The organism is Bordetella holmesii (assembly GCF_020735985.1).
GTDB classification, from domain to species: domain Bacteria; phylum Pseudomonadota; class Gammaproteobacteria; order Burkholderiales; family Burkholderiaceae_B; genus Bordetella; species Bordetella holmesii.
On record NZ_CP085973.1, the window covers coordinates 1,759,887 to 1,775,880 of the forward strand.

Sequence of the window (15,994 nt, forward strand, 5' to 3'; positions counted from 1 at the left end):
TTGCGTTCAATTGTCTGCTGACATCAAACACCACTAACGACTTAACGCGACAAGGGGCGATAGGTCGAAGTCGTAGTTCGTGCCGGTGCGCAAAACATATAGGCCTTTTAGGGAATTGGGTCTTGGCCACCCCGCGCAGCAAGCACGCCCGGCGCGGTTTGACCATAGAAGAGCATTGTAGCACTTTTGCCGCGCTTCGCGGTGCATCCTCGCCCCCGCCCCCGCCCCCGCCCCCCGCCCCCCGCCCCCACGAATGATGTCCGAAAGCCGGAAAGCGAATTTAAGGCGTATTTAGGTACATATGTAGGACCTTTCCTGATTTTTCAGTATCCCGATTTTTCCCGCAATTTCCCTTTAACCTCCGGACTGAAGCTCAGTTCCGATCGGACGAAAGCACTTCTCTGAAGCACTCTTTCCAGGAATCAGCCATGTCGAACAACATCTCCCACCTTCCCGGCCAAGATAGACCGGAAGACGCGGCCGATCCGGGCTACGGCGTGCGGCGTTACATGCTGCTGTCCCGGCCCAGTCATAAGATCCGTGTCGCCATCCTCGATGACCATCCTGCCATCACGCTGGGACTGGCCGCCTACCTACGCAACCAGACCGATCTGGAAGTCCGATGCGTCGAAACCAAAGCCGACGCGCTAGCCAAGACCTTGAAGCAGAACCCCTGCGATGTCGCCGTGGTCGATTTCTATCTGCCGCGACAGCCATGGGATGGCATGGACTTCATTCGCCGTCTGCGGCGCCAGCACCCTGAAATGGCCATTGTCACCTTCTCTGCCGGCAAAAACAGCGAAACCGAATTCGCCGCCTACCGCGCAGGCGCCAACGCCTATCTACCCAAAGAGGCCTCGGTTGAGACGCTGGTGGAGGTCATTCGCCAGACAGCCGCCGATCGTCGCCAATTCCTGGGTTGGAAGGACGGCCGTTCGCAGATTACCGAGCCTGCCCACCCGGACTCTCAACTCACCACTGCCGAACTTGAGGTGCTGCGCCAAATTTCGCAGGGATTGTCGGTCACCCAGGTAGCCTCACGCCTTCTGCGCAGCAAGAAGACCATCAGCACGCACAAGCGTCGTGCGATGAAAAAACTCGGCTTGGCAGACGACCTCGCGCTGGCGCTCTATCTGAATGAAAAGTTCGAGCAGAACATCTGCGGCTGATCACGCAATGCGCGAGAAGCCCGGTGGCGTGGCCGCTGTACGCAAATGGGCATCGAACACCATGGCTATCGCCCGCACGAAAAACCAGCCTTGCTCCATTACGGTCAGGCAGCCATCGGCCAACTGCAGCAACCCCATGGCCTGCAGTTGGCGCAATTGCGGCAACTCACGAGCAAAAACCCGCTCGGGATCATCCTGGCCACTGGCGGCAGCCAGGTCCAGATGGCCCCGGCACATAATGTCCATGATGATCCGACGGCGCCACAGATCATCGTCCGAACAACTCAGCCCACGCTCAACAGGCAACACCTGGGCATCGATGGCCTCGTAATACGCGTCGATATCCTTGTGATTCTGGCTGTACACGCGCCCCAGTTGGCTGATGGCCGACACGCCTATCCCCAGCAGGTCGCGGTCTGGCTCCGTCGTGTAGCCCTGGAAATTACGGTGCAAACTGCCTTGGGCGCATGCGCGGGCCAGGCTGTCTGCCGGCAAGGCGAAGTGGTCCATGCCAATATAAATGTAACCCTGGTCCATGAAGCCTTTGATCGCGCCGGCCAACAACGCCACCCGAGTCGCAGGATCGGGAAGATCCTCGCCCACGATGCGTCGTTGCGGCTTGAACCGCGTGGGCAGATGCGCGTACGCATACAGGGCAATACGGTCCGGACGCAGTGCGTTCACCTGCTCTACCGTGCGGGCAAACGAGGCGGCCGTTTGCCGCGGCAAACCGTAAATCAGATCCACATTGACAGACGCAAAGCCGACATCTCTGGCGGCGAGCATCAAGTCGCGCACCGACTCGTAGGGCTGGATGCGATGAATAGCCTGCTGCACGGCGGGATCGAAGTCCTGCACCCCATAGCTCAGACGATTAAATCCCAACTGCGCCAGATGGTCCAGACGCTGGGCATCGACAGTACGAGGATCGATCTCGATGGAAATCTCGGCCTGGCTCGACAGATGAAAATAACGCCGGATGTCGTCCATCAAACGCGTCAGCTCTGCATCGGACAGAAACGTCGGAGTTCCGCCACCAAAATGCAATTGCGTAATCGTCGCCTTGTTAGCCAGTAACGCAGCCTGCATGGCCATCTCGCGCGCTAGTGCGGCCAGATAACGAGCGGCACGCTCATGGTGTCGGGTCACAACCTTGTTGCACGCGCAGTAATAGCAAACCGAATCACAAAACGGGATGTGGACGTATAACGACAAAGCCTGCCCCGCGTCTCGTGCGCCTAACGCCTGTTCCCACTGCTCGGGTCCGAAGCCTTCATGCAGGCGGTCGGCGGTAGGGTAGGAAGTGTAGCGAGGCCCGGTCTTGGCCAACGCGGCGAGAACATCGGGTTTGAAGTGAGAATGCGAGGGCACGGGCAGGGAGGGTATGCTGCGGATTATGCGGGCTGACGAGCACCCCTCTTTTGATCTGGCGCAAGCCGCGCCGCGTAGAATGAACGCCCCCCCCTGAAACTGCCGGAATCCCATGGAAACAGAACTCGACGGCCGCTTGCTGGCCCTGCGCCAAGCGTTGGCCATTTCTATCGCACTGTCCACGCGCGGCCACCCCCAAGCGACCGGCATGGCTCTGGAACTGCTCGACGACCTGCGCAGCCACGCAGATAGCACACCAGCCGATGCGCCGTTCGACGCCCCAGTGTGGGTACAGGGTGCGCAGGACGAACTTGAACAGATATCGCGCCTGGTCCGGGCCTTCACGCAGACGCAGGACTGATCGCCTCAAGCCAAAAAAATGCAGGGGCGACCGCGGTCAGCTGGTCCAATTATTTGTGCTTGCGCCCGGCCCCCTGCCTGCCCTTGTGCCCTGGCTGGCGACTTTGCAAAGCTTGACTTTCTTTGACCCATGCCGAGATTGTAAAATCTAGTCACATTGACAAAGGATCGTTTACGTCATCTGCAGGCCATGAGTAAGCATAAGTACAAGTTTCTCCAACCTCCCGCGCTCACAGAGGCAGAGCGACGCGCCCAGCGCACTCTGGCGGCCGCCAATAAGCTATTGAATCCGAATCCCCCCGAGCCAGCACCAGACGTCAGCCCGGCCGAGGCGGAACTGTTGCGATACATGGACGAGCTGCGCGCTCGCCAAACCGGCGTCACAGCGCCCCCGCCTGCGAAAATCCGCTCGGGCAGGCCTACATAGTCCTCCTCATCTGTGACCACAGATTGCAAGAGGCCTCCGCACTGACGATATGTAACGGCTCGGCAACCGCCACATCGGCCCAATCTATAGAATTTCCGCGACGTACCGTTTTATCGGGAGTTCATCATGAAACAGAAATTCGCTTCGATTCTGCTTGTGGGCGCATTGAGCGCCAGCGCGACCCTGGCCATGGCGCAACCTGGTCCTGGACGCGGCCCTGACGGCGGCTCCGGAAACCAAGGCCCGGGGCGCAGTCCCGAGGGCGGCCCGGAACGCCAGGGCCCCGGCTGAAGCCCCAATGCTGCCCCCAATGGCGGCGGGCGCCCGGACCACTCTGCCGGCCGGCCGAGTGCGACTCCCGGACAACAAGGACCGGGCCGGCCAGGAGGGCCAGGCGCCCATGCCGACCCTTCGCCTTCACGTTGGCAGAAGGGACAGCGCGTGCCCGCCCCCTATCGCGGTCAGCAGTACATCATCGAAGATTGGCGCGGCTACCAACTGCAACAGCCGCCGCGTGGTTACCAGTGGATCGGCGTTGGGGCGGATTATTTTCTCATCGGAGTGGCCACCGGCATCGTGCTGGAAAGTGTTTTCGGTCGTTAGCAAATCCGCAGGCGGGCGCCCAACCAGCGCCCACCAAAGACCAGAACGCCTGCTTGCACGCAAGCGGGAGCCTTGTTGTCGGCACCCACGGCAAGCAAGCTAGCGCGCCAACACCAGCGGGATGGAAGAAGCCAGCAACGCCACACCGGACGCTGTCAGCAAACCCAGCACAAGTTGACGAAACCGCACCTCGCTAATACCAATGTAGAGTTTTGTCCCGATCAAGGTCGGCACCAGCATGGCAGGCGCCACGATCGCGAACATCGGCAGCATATCGCTCGTGACCAGCCCCGCTGCCAGATAGCTCCCCATCGTCACAGTGAGCATGGACAAATTGAAGTTTTGGATCACAGTGCGTTGAGTATCCTTGGGATAGCCGCGCACCGTGCACCATAACGTCGGCAAAACGCCTGTAAATCCACCCAAACCTCCCATTACGCCACCGGCCATGCCCACCAATGCGTCGGCCAATCGCCCACCCGCCGACACCTGGGGCAAATGCCGAGCCATCAACATGGCCGGGCACCACAACACCAATAGGCAACCCAGGATCAGTTTGAACCAAGTCATGTCCAAACTGGGCAGCAACAAAGACCAGGAGAAACCGCGCCTGACTGTCACCGCCGCCACGACCTGCCCCATCATGGCACCGAAAACGGCCAGCACTGCGGCCAACCGCGGCTCGAGCACCCAGACCCAAACCGACATCGACACCATGCCAAATGCAAAGCCGGACAGCCCCTGCACAAAACCAGCCAAAACAGCCCCTAAGGCTACGACCACATACACCTACTCCATTGCTCTCCTCCTTGCCTCGCACCGGACGATTATGCGACACCCTTAGGCAGCGGCAATCGATAGTTCTGATCGACGCATAGCAACTGGCTTATGGCAAGGGCCGCGCATGACCCGGAATCGAGCGATATAAGGCTGCTAGCGCATCGAACCGCGCCTGAAACCTTGCCAAGGGCGCTCCGCACGATGCGGGTCGTACGGGCACGAGGTGCGCGAGATATGACCGAGCGCGTGACGAGTGCGATCGGCTCCGTACTCCGTTGTGCCGCTGGCACCGGCCGCATCACAGCCAACATCACGCCCTGCCTGCTCTGGCCCACATAAGGTGCGTCTGACCTGCTCCCCGTGATTAGTACGAAATCGATGTAGAGTCCGTTCCCAAAGGAATGGCAATGAAGAAACGATTTACGGAAGAGCAAATCATCGGCGTGCTCAAGGAAGCCGATGCAGGTGCCAAGCCCGCAGAGTTGTGCCGCAAGCACGGAATCTCCGAGGCAACGTACTACAACTGGAAGGCGAAGTTCGGTGGCATGACGGTGTCGGACGCTCAGAGGCTCAAGGAGCTGGAGCAGGAGAACAACAAGCTCAAGAAGCTGTTGGCCGAGTCGATGCTGGACAAGGCGGCGCTTCAGGATCTGCTAAGCCGAAAGTAGTCAGCCCGCAGGCCAAACGCGAGGCGGTCAGGACATTAATGACCGAGCGCAGCATGGGTGTTACCCGGGCCTGTGGGCTGGTAGGAATTTCGCGGTCGCTGTTTGCCTACGAGAGCACACGCTCAGGCGATGCTGCGCTGACCGAGCGCATGAAAGAGATGGCAGTGGCGAAACGACGCTACGGCTATCGGAGGATCCATGTGCTCTTACGTCGCGAAGGCTGGCAAGCAAATCACAAGCGAATCTGGCGGCTGTACAGTCTGGCAGGGTTAAGCGTGCGAAAACGAAAGCGTAAGCGAATCGCGGCGACCGAGCGCGTGGTTCGCCCAGCGGCAATCGCGCCGAATCAGAGTTGGTCAATGGACTTTGTGGCCGACGGCCATAGCCTATGGCCGCCGATTCCGCTGTTTGACTATCGTCGATGACTACACTCGCGAATGCCTGGCCATCGAGGTCGATACGTCGTTGCCGGGACTGCGTGTTGCCATGGTGCTGCAACGGCTGGCGGAGATGCGTGGCCTGCCGCGATCTATTACCGTGGACAACGGGCCAGAGTTCGCCGGAAGAGCCTTGGACGCCTGGGCCTACCAAGCAGGCGTAAAGCTGTCGTTTATTCGGCCGGGTAAGCCGGTGGAGAACGCTTATATCGAAAGTTTCAACGGCAAGTTCCGCGACGAATGCCTTAACGAGCACTGGTTCTTTGAATCGCCCCGGGTTTCCTAGACACCTAGTTGCCTCACAATTAAGGCGATATGGAGGTGTGTATGGAAGGCAAGACATCGCGGCAGCGATTCTCAGAAGAGTTCAAGGTACAGGCGGTAAAGCAAGTCACCGAAGGGGGACACAAGGTCGGCGATGTCGCGACACGATTAGGCGTGAGTCCCCACAGCCTTTATGCATGGCTCAAGCGGTATTCGGGCAGTCCTGAGCAGCGGACGCATCAAGATAGCCAGAGCGCGGAGGTCCGTCGGCTTAAGGCTGAGCTCAAGCGGGTGAGCGAGGAGCGCGACATCCTAAAAAAGGCCGCCGCGTACTTTGCCAAGCAGTCCGGGTGAAGTACGCGTTTATCAAGGCCCATGAGGAGCAATACGCTGTGCGTCGCCTATGCGCAGTTTTGGGGGTACATCCCAGCGGCTATTACGCTTGGAAGGTGCAGCCTGTGAGTGCGCGCGGGGCACAGGATAAGCGCGTCGGCGCGCTCATCGAGCAGTGCTGGGAAGACAGTGGCCGGATCTACGGTTATCGTAAGATCAGCAGTGACTTGAACGATATGGGAGAGCGGTGTGGCAAGCACCGCGTGGCCCGCTTGATGCGCCAAGCTGGCTTGCGATCACACACAGGATACGGCCGTCGTCCGGGAGGCCGAGGTACTCGTCCCAGCGTTGTTGCTCCGAACCATCTACAACGCCAGTTCCGGGTCGATGCCCCCAACCAGGTCTGGGTGACCGACATTACCTACATCCGAACACACGAAGGTTGGCTCTATCTTGCCGCGGTATTGGATCTGTTCTCGCGGCAGATCGTGGGCTGGTCCATGAGCGATCGGATGACCCGAGAACTTGCCATCAACGCATTGCTGGCTGCGGTCTGGCGTCGTAAACCAGAGGCCGAAGTACTCGTGCATTCAGACCAAGGGAGTCAGTTCAGCAGTCATGACTGGCAAGACTTCCTGAAAGCCCATCGGTTGCGCCCCAGCATGAGCAGACGAGGAAACTGCTATGACAACGCCGTTGCTGAGAGCTTCTTTCAGTTGCTCAAGCGTGAAAGAATCCGACGCAAGATCTATTCCACTCGCGACCAGGCACGCGCCGATGTGTTTGACTATATCGAGTTGTTCTACAACCCACGACGGCGCCACAGCTATATCGGCCAGGTTTCTCCGGTAGAGTTCGAACGGCGCTACTTTTTGATGAACGGGACTGTCTAAGAAACCCGGGGCGATTCACTTGTCCCTGCGACAGGCTAAAAGCTTGATCGAAAACTGGCGAGTCGAGTACAACACCGATCGGCCTCACAGCGCGCTCGGATATTTAACGCCGGCGCAATTCGTGCAGGCTCATCAGAAAGAAGGTCTTTTACCCCTGGGCTCTATGTCGGTGCCGTACTAAATCTGGGGGCAGGTCACGTCGGGCGAACATCCTTGCCGTATCTGGACGAGCGCCAGCAGCTGATGCAATGGTGGTCGGATTATCAAGATCGGTGCGCAGCCCATGTGGGCAAATGATGAGGCGGACCCAACCCTCATTCCTACCCTTAAAACCTCTTGGCGCTACTTGGCAGCATTTGGCTGCCAAGAAAACAAAAAAGCCGCGAAGTCGAAGACTCACGCGGCTTTTGCGGCAGTGCTTGGCACTACTTTGCAGGTATTTGGTAGGCGGTATTGGAATCGAACCAACGACCTCCACGATGTCAACGTGGCGCTCTAACCATCTGAGCTAACCGCCTAAATTCGGACTTAACTACGTTGCCAACTCACTTAAATTGGCGCTTCGCACTCGATCTGTAGCAACGTTTTTTGCGTTTCTGCGTTCGTGCAGCGAAGAAAAAGAATTATATAGATGTTTTTCTAGCCGTGCAAGTCATCGTCCACTTTTTTTATCGCCTGCAGAAACGCACTGACTTTGCTCGCGTCCTTCACGCCCGGGCTTTCTTCTACACCGCTGCTGACATCGACCGCCCAAGGCTGCACGAGCCTCAACACGTTGCCGATGTTCTCAGGCCTGAGGCCACCGGCCAATATGATGGGACGACTTTGCGCATCAGCCCGTACACCGCCAAGCAGCGTGTGATCGAAGGTCAGGCCGCTGCCACCAAAGCCGGCACTATAGCTATCGAACAACCAGCCGGCCGCGCTGCGGTAATGACTGCACGTTGCAGCGACGGCCGCGGGATCATCAAGGCCGGGGCCGCCGACGCGAAAGGCACGCAGATACCGATGCCCATAACGGGAGCAATCCTCTGGACTTTCGTCGCCATGAAATTGCAGCAGATCGGGTCCGACCTCATCGATGACCGAACGAACCTGATCAACGGTGGGGTTAACGAAAAGCGTGACCACGCTGACGAACGCCGGCACCTCACGGCGCAATTGCGCGGCACGTTTTACGTCGACATACCGTTTGCTACCTGCATAGCAAACGAAGCCGATCGCATCCGCGCCGGCATCGACGGCATGAGCAACGTCGGCTTCGCGGGTCAAACCGCAGATCTTCACGCGCGTTCGCATGGACGCAACCTGTATTGGAGAAGGACGATGGCTGAAGCTTACCTGATGAGGCTAACGCGAGCTCCGGGAGCTCATGGCGCCATCAAAACTTCCTTCGGCCAGACGTAACCAGGGGATCGTTAGTTCGCGAAAGGCAACCATGCTGTCGTAGAGCTGGCTGAACGCCGCATCCTGCGCCGCCAGGGTATTGCACAACTTGGCAGATTCGGCCTGGCAGACCTGAAGGACGGATGCCAGAAAAGCCTTGAGCGTAGCCCCTGCACCTACCAATCGCCGCAGTGCGGCAGGGTTGGCGGCGTCGTAGCGGGCGATCATTTCTTGCCCAGCCAAAGCGCTGGCCTGTGCAATAACGGCCTGGTAGTTGAGGGGCAAGGCTTCGTAGGCATCCAGGTTGACGTACAGGGACGTCTGCAGCGTGCCCTCCCACCAGCCCGGAAAATAGTAATTGGGCGCTGACGTGTGCAGCCCCAACGCCTCGTCCTCGCAGGGCCCTATCCATTTGGCCGCGTCAATGCGGCCCGTAGCGAGCGCAGCGCGCAGTTGGGCGCCATCAATCTGTTGAGGCTGCGCTCCAAGTCGCGCCAACACGGCAGCTGCGAAAGGGCTGGCGCGCAACCTCAAACCGTTGAAATCCCCCACGCTCTTGATTTCGTGGCGAAACCATCCGCCCATCTGCGCACCGGTATAACCGCAAGGGAAGTTGATGATGCGATGCTGACGAAACCGCCCACGTAGCAGATCGAGGCCCCCGCCCTGCCGCATCCAGGCGTTCATCTGGCGCGTATTGAGACCAAACGGCACGGCGCCGTCAAAGCAAAGCGAAGGGTCCAGATCGTAGTAATAGCACGAGGCGGTGTGGCCGCACTCGACGTTAGCATCGCCCACCGCGCTTAAAACATCCTGTTCCACAGGAACGATGTCGATGGAAAACCGGCCGTCCGTTGCCTGGTGGACGTATCGCGCAAAATCGCCTGCTGCGGCATAGATGATCGAACTCTGCGACGGGAAACTGGACGCCAGCCGCCATAGTAAAACCGGAGCATCCTGCGCGAACACCGGCGCAGCGACGACCGCGCCCCCTGCTCCCAAAGCAGCTTTCTTAAGGAAGGAACGGCGCTGCATGGCAGGTTCTCAGACTAAGGTTGAGAGGCAGAAGTGAACGGCGCTAGAAAGGTGCCTGCGCCATCGAGCTGCGGCAGATCGAATGCCCGCGGATAATCGACAGCAGATAGATACAGGCCATCTGGAGAAAATGTGGGCGCACCAAGGCGTCGGTCACGCACTGCGAGCAGGTGGCCCATCCACGCCACCGGCTCACGCCCCTGCCCTATCTGGAGCAGCGCCCCCATGATGTTACGTACCATATGATGCAAGAAAGCATTCGCCTGCAGCGTAAATACCAGGAAGTCACCGCACTCGGCGATGTCCAGCCGGCTCATGGTGCGCACCGGGTGTCTCGCTTGGCATTGTGAAGAACGAAAACTGGAGTAGTCGTGTTCGCCCAGCAGGGTTTGCGCGGCCTGACGCATGGCGGCAACATCCAGAGGTTGGAAGCACCACCCTGCACGGCCCGCCCATAACGCTGGACGAACCCTACCGCGCCACAGCAGATAGACGTAGCTGCGCGAACGAGCAGAAAACCGCGCATGAAAATCCTCGGGTACTTCCAGCGCCCAGTGCACGGATATGCTGGAAGGCAGAAAGGCATTTACCCCCCGAACCCAAGACTCGGCTCGCCGGTTCAGGTCGGTATCGAGGTGAATCACCTGCATGGCAGCATGTACACCGGTATCGGTGCGGCCCGCACAGACTGTGCGCAAGGCGGCTCCGATGCCGGAGAACCGGCCCAATGCCATCTCCAGGGTATCTTGCACGGTCTGGCCGTGCGGCTGGGTTTGCCAACCCTGCCAACTGGAGCCGTCATATGACAGCCCCAATGCAATGCGAGTCATGAAAAATCAGGTCCTGCTTGTAGGTGGAGGCTCGTCCGACGGAGGCGGGTCCAGATCCAGACTGATGGAGTCCAGGCGTTTGTTCAAAGCCTCCTGATCCAGCCGGGGGGCTTCCGAATAGGGGGTTTCCTCATTGTCCTCGTCACGGCGCGCGCCTGCCCGCCGCAGCGCCCAGGCGATGGCCAGCACGAGTAGGGCCAGAATGGCAGTCACGATAACCAACAGGTTGTTGGCCAACCAGGCAGGCAATCCGCTCTTAGCCGCATCGTTGCCGGCGACAGCCTTGCTTGCTGCGCCGTCAGGCGCGGCGGTGTTTTTCGTCTCTGGCGAGACGATGCCTGAAGCGCCCTGGCCTTTGGGGGCCACGCTGGAAGCCCCGGCGGCACCTGCAGCAGGGCTGGGCTCTGCAGCCGTAGATCCCAAGGCGGCCGGCGCCGACAGCCCCGCAGCTCCACCCTTGTCGGAAGCGCCAGCCGGGACCAAGGACGATGCAGACATATCCTCTGCCGCAGTGTCATTGGCCGATGGGCGCGCGCCCGCTAACGCGGCTGCCGCTGCACCAGCGGCCATGCCTGCCGCGCCCACGGTGCCGTCGCTGGCGCTATCGCGTCCTGCTCCAGCATGTTTGAGGGCATCGACGTTGGATTGCAAGGTATCGACCCGCTCACGCGCATCGGCCAGCGCACGCGCGTCAGAGCTGCTGCGATCCCCGCCGGCATCGGAGGTGCTGTTGGCCGTGGCCCCAGACAGCCGCAAACGATCCTGGCCCGATTCGGTACGGGCGCCCGCCGGCATGTCCGAACGGCTCACCACCCCTGAGCTGGCCGAGCCCGAACTCACGCGCGCGCCTGTTGCGGCCTTCCCCAAACCCGCACGGTAGCGGGCATAGCTATCAACCTGATCGACATAATGGCGCCGAGCCTCCTCAGGATCGATGCTGCGCACCGTCTGGGCGTCAGGCAGGCTTAGCGTCGCGCCTGCCTTGATGCGGTTCATGTTGCCATCGATAAAGGCATCGGGATTCGTACGCCACAAGGCCACCAGCATCTGGTGCAAGTTGGCACCTGAGACCTTGTTGCGCCGGGCAATGTTGTAGAGCGTATCGCCCTGGCGCACCTTGACGGAGCCGGCCTGCGGCGCTTGCGCTGCGGGCGACACCGAACCCAATTGCGCGGATTGAACGCGCAGAGCCCCCTTGGGCACCAACACTGTCACCTGCACCAGACGCTGCCCGGCACCAGTGCGCAGGTCCAGCAGAATATCAACGGCCTCGCCTTGCAGAGACTGTGGCGACGCAAGCAGCAAATCGCGGCGCGTACGGTCAGTGACCGGTTGCGTCTGCAGATGGAGGGTCGCCAGGGAGGCGGGCGGCGTCAGACCAGACTGCTCCCACGCGGCTGCATCGGCCAACGACACCTGAAGACTCTGCGCCTCTTCGGCGGAGAGGTCGACCAGCGGCACCGAGACGCGCAGCGGCTCACCCGGCGCAGAGATCACTCTCGCATGTCCCAAACGCGCGGCCTGAGCGCTGCCTCCCCACGTGACACCCAGGGTCATGGCCAAAGCCAGAGCCAGGCCATGCTTGCGGAAACTCTGCTGGAAACGGTGGTGCTGCGTGTGGCGCGAACTCATAGGGTATTTTTTCCGTGTTCTGGACCAGGGCAATGCAGGGGAAAAGTGTAATGGATCACACCGGATTCATAAACTGAACATATTCGTTCGGCCTCGAAGATAGCTAGCACCCGTCTCGTCAGTAAAACAAAGGGCACCTACCAGGTGCCCTTTGGATACGACATGCGCCCTTGCGCGCCGCGACGCTCAGGCTTCGGACAGTGCGATGCGCAGCATGCGACGCAGGGGCTCGGCAGCGCCCCACAGCAGCTGATCGCCGACCGTGAAGGCGCCCAGGTACTGCGGCCCCATGGAAAGCTTACGCAGACGGCCCACCGGAATATCCAGCGTGCCGGTGACGGCCACCGGCGTCAACTGCTCGACCGTCGCTTCCCTGGTGTTGGGCACAACCTTGGCCCATTGCGTACCCGCAGCAATCATGTCTTCGATCTCATCGAGGGGTACGTCGCGTTTGAGCTTGATGGTCAGTGCCTGGCTATGGCAGCGCATCGCGCCTATGCGCACACACAACCCGTCGATCGGCGTGGCCGGCGTACCGAAAGCTTCGCCGCGACCCAGAATCTTGTTGGTCTCCGCTTCGCCTTTCCATTCTTCGCGCGACATACCATTGCCCAGATCCTTGTCAATCCAGGGAATGAGGTTGCCACCCAGAGGAACACCGAAGTGCTCGCGAGGAAGGTTGGCGTCTTTCTGTGTGGCCAGAACACCTCGGTCGATGTCCAGAATGGCTGCGGCTGGATCGTCCAACAACGGCTTGACCGCCTGATTCAGGATGCCGAACTGATTGAGCAGCTCGCGCATGTGCTGGGCGCCACCGCCCGAAGCAGCCTGATAGGTCATGGAAGTCATCCATTCGACCAGGTCGTTGTTGAACAGGCCGGCCAAACCCATGAGCATGCAGCTGACCGTGCAGTTGCCGCCCACGAAGTTACGCACCCCACGCTTGAGCGCTGCGTCTATGACGGGGCGGTTGACCGGGTCCAGCACAATGATGGCGTCGTCGGCCATGCGCAGCGTGCTGGCCGCATCGATCCATATGCCCGTCCAGCCGGCAGCGCGCAGCTTGGGATATACCTCGCTGGTGTAATCGCCACCCTGCGCAGTCACGATAATCGGCAGCTTTTTTAGGGCCTCGATATCGTTTGCGTCTTGCAGCGGACCGGCGCCTTCGGCCCATTTGGGCGCGGCGCCACCGGCATTGCTGGTGGAGAAGAACACGGGGTCGATAAGGGCGAAGTCGTTCTCCTCACGCATGCGCTGCATGAGAACCGAGCCGACCATACCGCGCCAACCGACGAGGCCTACTGCTTGCTTCATTTCTGGGCTCTTTATGGGTCTGGAATGAAAAATGGGAAGAATCACTGCAATTTATCAGAATGCGCGGTGCAATGCTGCGCCGCACCCACGCAATCCTGGGCCTTGTCGTGCCGCAGCGACGGCTGCCCAGCGCTGCGGCATGCGTCTCAGCCCAGTGCCTTCAGGACCGCATCGCCCATCTGAGCGGTGCTGACCTTGGTGGTGCCGGGCTCATGAATATCCGCCGTGCGCAAGCCCTCTGCCAACACCTTACGCACTGCGGCTTCGATGCGATCGGCCTGCCCGGCCTGCTCCAGCGAGTAGCGCAGCAGCATCGCCGCCGACAGAATAGTCGCCAGCGGGTTGGCCACACCCTTGCCAGCGATATCGGGAGCCGAACCATGACTGGGCTCGTACAGGCCCTGGCCGCTCGCGTTCAGCGAGGCCGAGGGCAACATGCCAATCGAGCCGGTCAGCATGGCCGCTTCATCGGACAGGATGTCGCCAAACAGGTTACCGGTGACGATGACGTCGAACTGGCGTGGATTGCGCACCAACTGCATGGCCGCGTTGTCCACGTACATGTGTGAGAGCTCGACGTCGGGATAATCGCGTGCAGTCTCAATGACGACGTCGCGCCAGAATTGCGAGGTCTCCAGCACATTGGCCTTGTCGACGCTGCACAGCTTCTTGTTGCGCTTGCGAGCAGTCTCGAAACCGACGCGGGCGATGCGCCGCACCTCCGATTCGGCATAGCGCATGGTGTCATAACCTTCGCGCTCACCGGTAAACTGCCCATCCACAGCGCTGCGCACGCCGCGCGGAGTTCCGAAATAAATGTCCCCGGTCAGTTCGCGAATGATCACGATATCCAGGCCGGCAACGATTTCCGGCTTCAGCGAGGACGCACTGGCCAGTTCGGGGTACAGAATCGCGGGTCGCAGATTGGCAAACAACCCCAAGGCTTTGCGCAAGCCCAGAATCGCCTGCTCCGGGCGGAACTCGCGCGGCAGACTGTCGTACTTCCAGTCACCCACGGCGCCAAACAGCACTGCACGCGAAGACTTGGCCAACTCCAGTGTGGCCGGCGGCAGAGGGTGCTCGAACTCATCGAAGGCCGCGCCGCCGACTTTTGCCTGATTCAGCTCCAGTGGCAGATCAAGCGCGCGAAGTACGCGCACCGCTTGCTCAACGATCTCTGGGCCTATCCCGTCGCCGGGCAGGACTGCGATTTTCTGGGTCATGGGACTTCCTTTTTAGGGCAAAAAAATGGTTCATCGAGGAATACCGGGGAATGCAGACCGGATCTTGAGGAAGAAGTACTCCTGATCGCGGTAGCCGTAGGCGCGGCGCTTGATGACTTTGATGGTGTTGTTGATGCCCTCGACGATGCTGGTGTTGAGCCGGTGGCGACAGCGAGACAGAATCCCGTGCAGATAGGCTTTTAGCTTGAGCGCGAAGTGAGCCAAGGCGGCGATGCCGCTGCCCTGAGCCTGTTGCAGCCAGTGATCCCATGCCTGGCGGGCGTAGCCGGGGTGTTGGTAGAACCACAGCTGTTTGAGCTCATCGCGCATCAGATAAGCGGTGAGCAAGGGCTGGTTGGCCTGGAGCAACTCGTCCAACTTTACCGATTGGCACGGATCGAGGTTTTTGCGATTGCGCAGCAGTAGCCAGCGACTGGACTTGATCACCCGGCGGGCCGGCTTGTCGTGCCGCAACTGGTTCGCTTGGTCTACACGCACCCGGTCTATCACTTCACGGCCGTACTTGGCCACGACGTGGAACAGGTCGTAGACGATCTCGGCGTTGGGGCAGTTGGCCTGGATCTCCAGCTCATAGGCCGTCGTCATGTCGATCGCTACGGCCCGGATCTGCTGGGCAACCCCAGTTGGCAGTTGTTCGAAGAAGGCTCTGGCCGTCTCGCGCGAGCGGCCATCACCGATCCATAGCACCTGACGGCGGATCGGATCGACAACGACCGTGGCATAACGATGGCCCTTGTGTAGAGCGAACTCGTCCATCGCTAGGTAGTGGATCTGGCTCCAGTCCGGCTCTTGGATCGCCCGTCGCAGCAGGGCCTTGTCCAGCGCCTTGACCGTGTGCCAACCCAGTTGGAAGAAGCGCGCCACGGCCAGAATGTTGCTGGACTCAAGCAACTGGCTGACCGCCTCGGCCAGCCGGTCGGTCACTCGCTGGTAACGGCCCAGCCAGCTCAGCCTCTCCAGATGCGGTCCACCGCACTGCTCGCACCAGACCCGCCGACGCGGCACTACCAGCGTCACTCGCAGCGCCATTAGCGGCAGATCCCGCACCCGGCGCGTGGTCGTCTCATGCACCTGCCGACATCGGTTGCCGCAGTGCTCGCAGTGCATCGTTCGCGCTGAAGGCTTCAGGTAAATCGTGACCGTCCGGCTCTCACCTTCAGGCCACACGACCCGCTCCACCCGATAACCCTCCCACCCACCCAACCTCTCGATCGTCTTGCGGTCCAGCATGATCCCGGCCTTGAT

The 15,994-nt window shown here is 60.3% G+C and carries 16 protein-coding genes, 1 tRNA gene and 1 pseudogene; 8 read left to right on the plus strand and 10 right to left on the minus strand.

Going from position 1 to position 15,994, the window contains the following annotated elements:
• Nucleotides 1-428: 428 nt before the first annotated feature.
• Nucleotides 429-1,169, plus strand: coding sequence for a response regulator transcription factor (locus LK440_RS08385; protein ID WP_005013631.1), 741 nt, complete (start codon nucleotides 429-431; stop codon nucleotides 1,167-1,169).
• Here the strand turns inward: LK440_RS08385 and hemN are convergent, their stop codons facing one another.
• Complete coding sequence (gene hemN, locus LK440_RS08390) at nucleotides 1,170-2,540, minus strand: oxygen-independent coproporphyrinogen III oxidase (protein WP_005013629.1); 1,371 nt, start codon at nucleotides 2,538-2,540, stop codon at nucleotides 1,170-1,172.
• Nucleotides 2,541-2,652: 112 nt separating this feature from the next.
• On the opposite strand from hemN, the gene LK440_RS08395 reads away from it, so the two are divergent.
• The 3 genes from LK440_RS08395 (at nucleotide 2,653) to LK440_RS08405 (ending at nucleotide 3,930) form a co-directional block, all read left to right on the plus strand.
• Nucleotides 2,653-2,901, plus strand: coding sequence for a hypothetical protein (locus LK440_RS08395; RefSeq protein ID WP_005013628.1), 249 nt, complete (start codon nucleotides 2,653-2,655; stop codon nucleotides 2,899-2,901).
• Nucleotides 2,902-3,453: 552 nt separating this feature from the next.
• Nucleotides 3,454-3,618 carry a hypothetical protein gene (locus LK440_RS08400; protein WP_017685992.1) on the plus strand — a complete coding sequence of 55 codons (165 nt, stop codon included), beginning with the start codon at nucleotides 3,454-3,456 and terminating at the stop codon, nucleotides 3,616-3,618.
• Between the two features lie 150 nt (nucleotides 3,619-3,768).
• Entirely contained in the window at nucleotides 3,769-3,930 is a 162-nt protein-coding gene (locus LK440_RS08405; RefSeq protein ID WP_005013626.1) for an RcnB family protein, read from the plus strand.
• Nucleotides 3,931-4,029: 99 nt separating this feature from the next.
• Here the strand turns inward: LK440_RS08405 and LK440_RS08410 are convergent, their stop codons facing one another.
• Entirely contained in the window at nucleotides 4,030-4,719 is a 690-nt protein-coding gene (locus LK440_RS08410) for a sulfite exporter TauE/SafE family protein (RefSeq protein WP_005013625.1), read from the minus strand.
• 392 nt (nucleotides 4,720-5,111) lie between these two features.
• Between LK440_RS08410 and LK440_RS08415 the strand changes: the two genes are divergently transcribed.
• The 4 genes and pseudogenes from LK440_RS08415 to LK440_RS08435 all read left to right on the plus strand — a co-directional run bounded on the left by LK440_RS08415 (nucleotide 5,112) and on the right by LK440_RS08435 (nucleotide 7,486).
• A complete protein-coding gene (locus LK440_RS08415; protein ID WP_101557809.1) occupies nucleotides 5,112-5,378 on the plus strand; it encodes a transposase in 267 nt (88 codons plus the stop codon).
• A 176-nt stretch (nucleotides 5,379-5,554) separates the two neighbouring features.
• Nucleotides 5,555-6,077: pseudogene (locus tag LK440_RS18095) on the plus strand (IS3 family transposase); the annotation flags it as partial.
• Nucleotides 6,078-6,142: 65 nt separating this feature from the next.
• Nucleotides 6,143-7,305, plus strand: a protein-coding gene (locus tag LK440_RS08430) for an IS3 family transposase (protein ID WP_370510753.1) whose coding sequence is annotated in 2 segments (ribosomal slippage) — nucleotides 6,143-6,398 and nucleotides 6,398-7,305 — 1,164 coding nt in all. Because the reading frame shifts where the segments join, the coding sequence is not laid out codon by codon here.
• A gap of 19 nt (nucleotides 7,306-7,324) precedes the next feature.
• Complete coding sequence (locus tag LK440_RS08435; protein WP_080698364.1) at nucleotides 7,325-7,486, plus strand: integrase core domain-containing protein; 162 nt, start codon at nucleotides 7,325-7,327, stop codon at nucleotides 7,484-7,486.
• Nucleotides 7,487-7,746: 260 nt separating this feature from the next.
• On the opposite strand, the gene LK440_RS08440 is transcribed toward LK440_RS08435, so the two are convergent.
• From LK440_RS08440 to LK440_RS08475, 8 genes are all read right to left on the minus strand, one after another.
• Nucleotides 7,747-7,823 (minus strand) — tRNA-Val (locus LK440_RS08440).
• Nucleotides 7,824-7,944: 121 nt separating this feature from the next.
• Nucleotides 7,945-8,604, minus strand: coding sequence for a phosphoribosylanthranilate isomerase (locus tag LK440_RS08445; protein ID WP_005013621.1), 660 nt, complete (start codon nucleotides 8,602-8,604; stop codon nucleotides 7,945-7,947).
• A gap of 51 nt (nucleotides 8,605-8,655) precedes the next feature.
• A complete protein-coding gene (locus LK440_RS08450; protein ID WP_110097765.1) occupies nucleotides 8,656-9,726 on the minus strand; it encodes a TRAP transporter substrate-binding protein in 1,071 nt (356 codons plus the stop codon).
• Nucleotides 9,727-9,740: 14 nt separating this feature from the next.
• Complete coding sequence (gene truA / locus LK440_RS08455) at nucleotides 9,741-10,556, minus strand: tRNA pseudouridine(38-40) synthase TruA (protein WP_005019353.1); 816 nt, start codon at nucleotides 10,554-10,556, stop codon at nucleotides 9,741-9,743.
• Between the two features lie 6 nt (nucleotides 10,557-10,562).
• Nucleotides 10,563-12,188 carry a type IV pilus assembly protein FimV gene (locus LK440_RS08460; protein WP_005013619.1) on the minus strand — a complete coding sequence of 542 codons (1,626 nt, stop codon included), beginning with the start codon at nucleotides 12,186-12,188 and terminating at the stop codon, nucleotides 10,563-10,565.
• A 186-nt stretch (nucleotides 12,189-12,374) separates the two neighbouring features.
• Nucleotides 12,375-13,505: an aspartate-semialdehyde dehydrogenase gene (gene asd, locus LK440_RS08465; RefSeq protein ID WP_005013618.1), complete on the minus strand. Its 1,131-nt coding sequence runs from the start codon at nucleotides 13,503-13,505 to the stop codon at nucleotides 12,375-12,377.
• 146 nt (nucleotides 13,506-13,651) lie between these two features.
• Nucleotides 13,652-14,728, minus strand: coding sequence for a 3-isopropylmalate dehydrogenase (gene leuB, locus LK440_RS08470; protein WP_005013617.1), 1,077 nt, complete (start codon nucleotides 14,726-14,728; stop codon nucleotides 13,652-13,654).
• Between the two features lie 30 nt (nucleotides 14,729-14,758).
• Complete coding sequence (locus LK440_RS08475; protein WP_005011985.1) at nucleotides 14,759-15,979, minus strand: ISL3 family transposase; 1,221 nt, start codon at nucleotides 15,977-15,979, stop codon at nucleotides 14,759-14,761.
• Nucleotides 15,980-15,994: the final 15 nt, after the last annotated feature.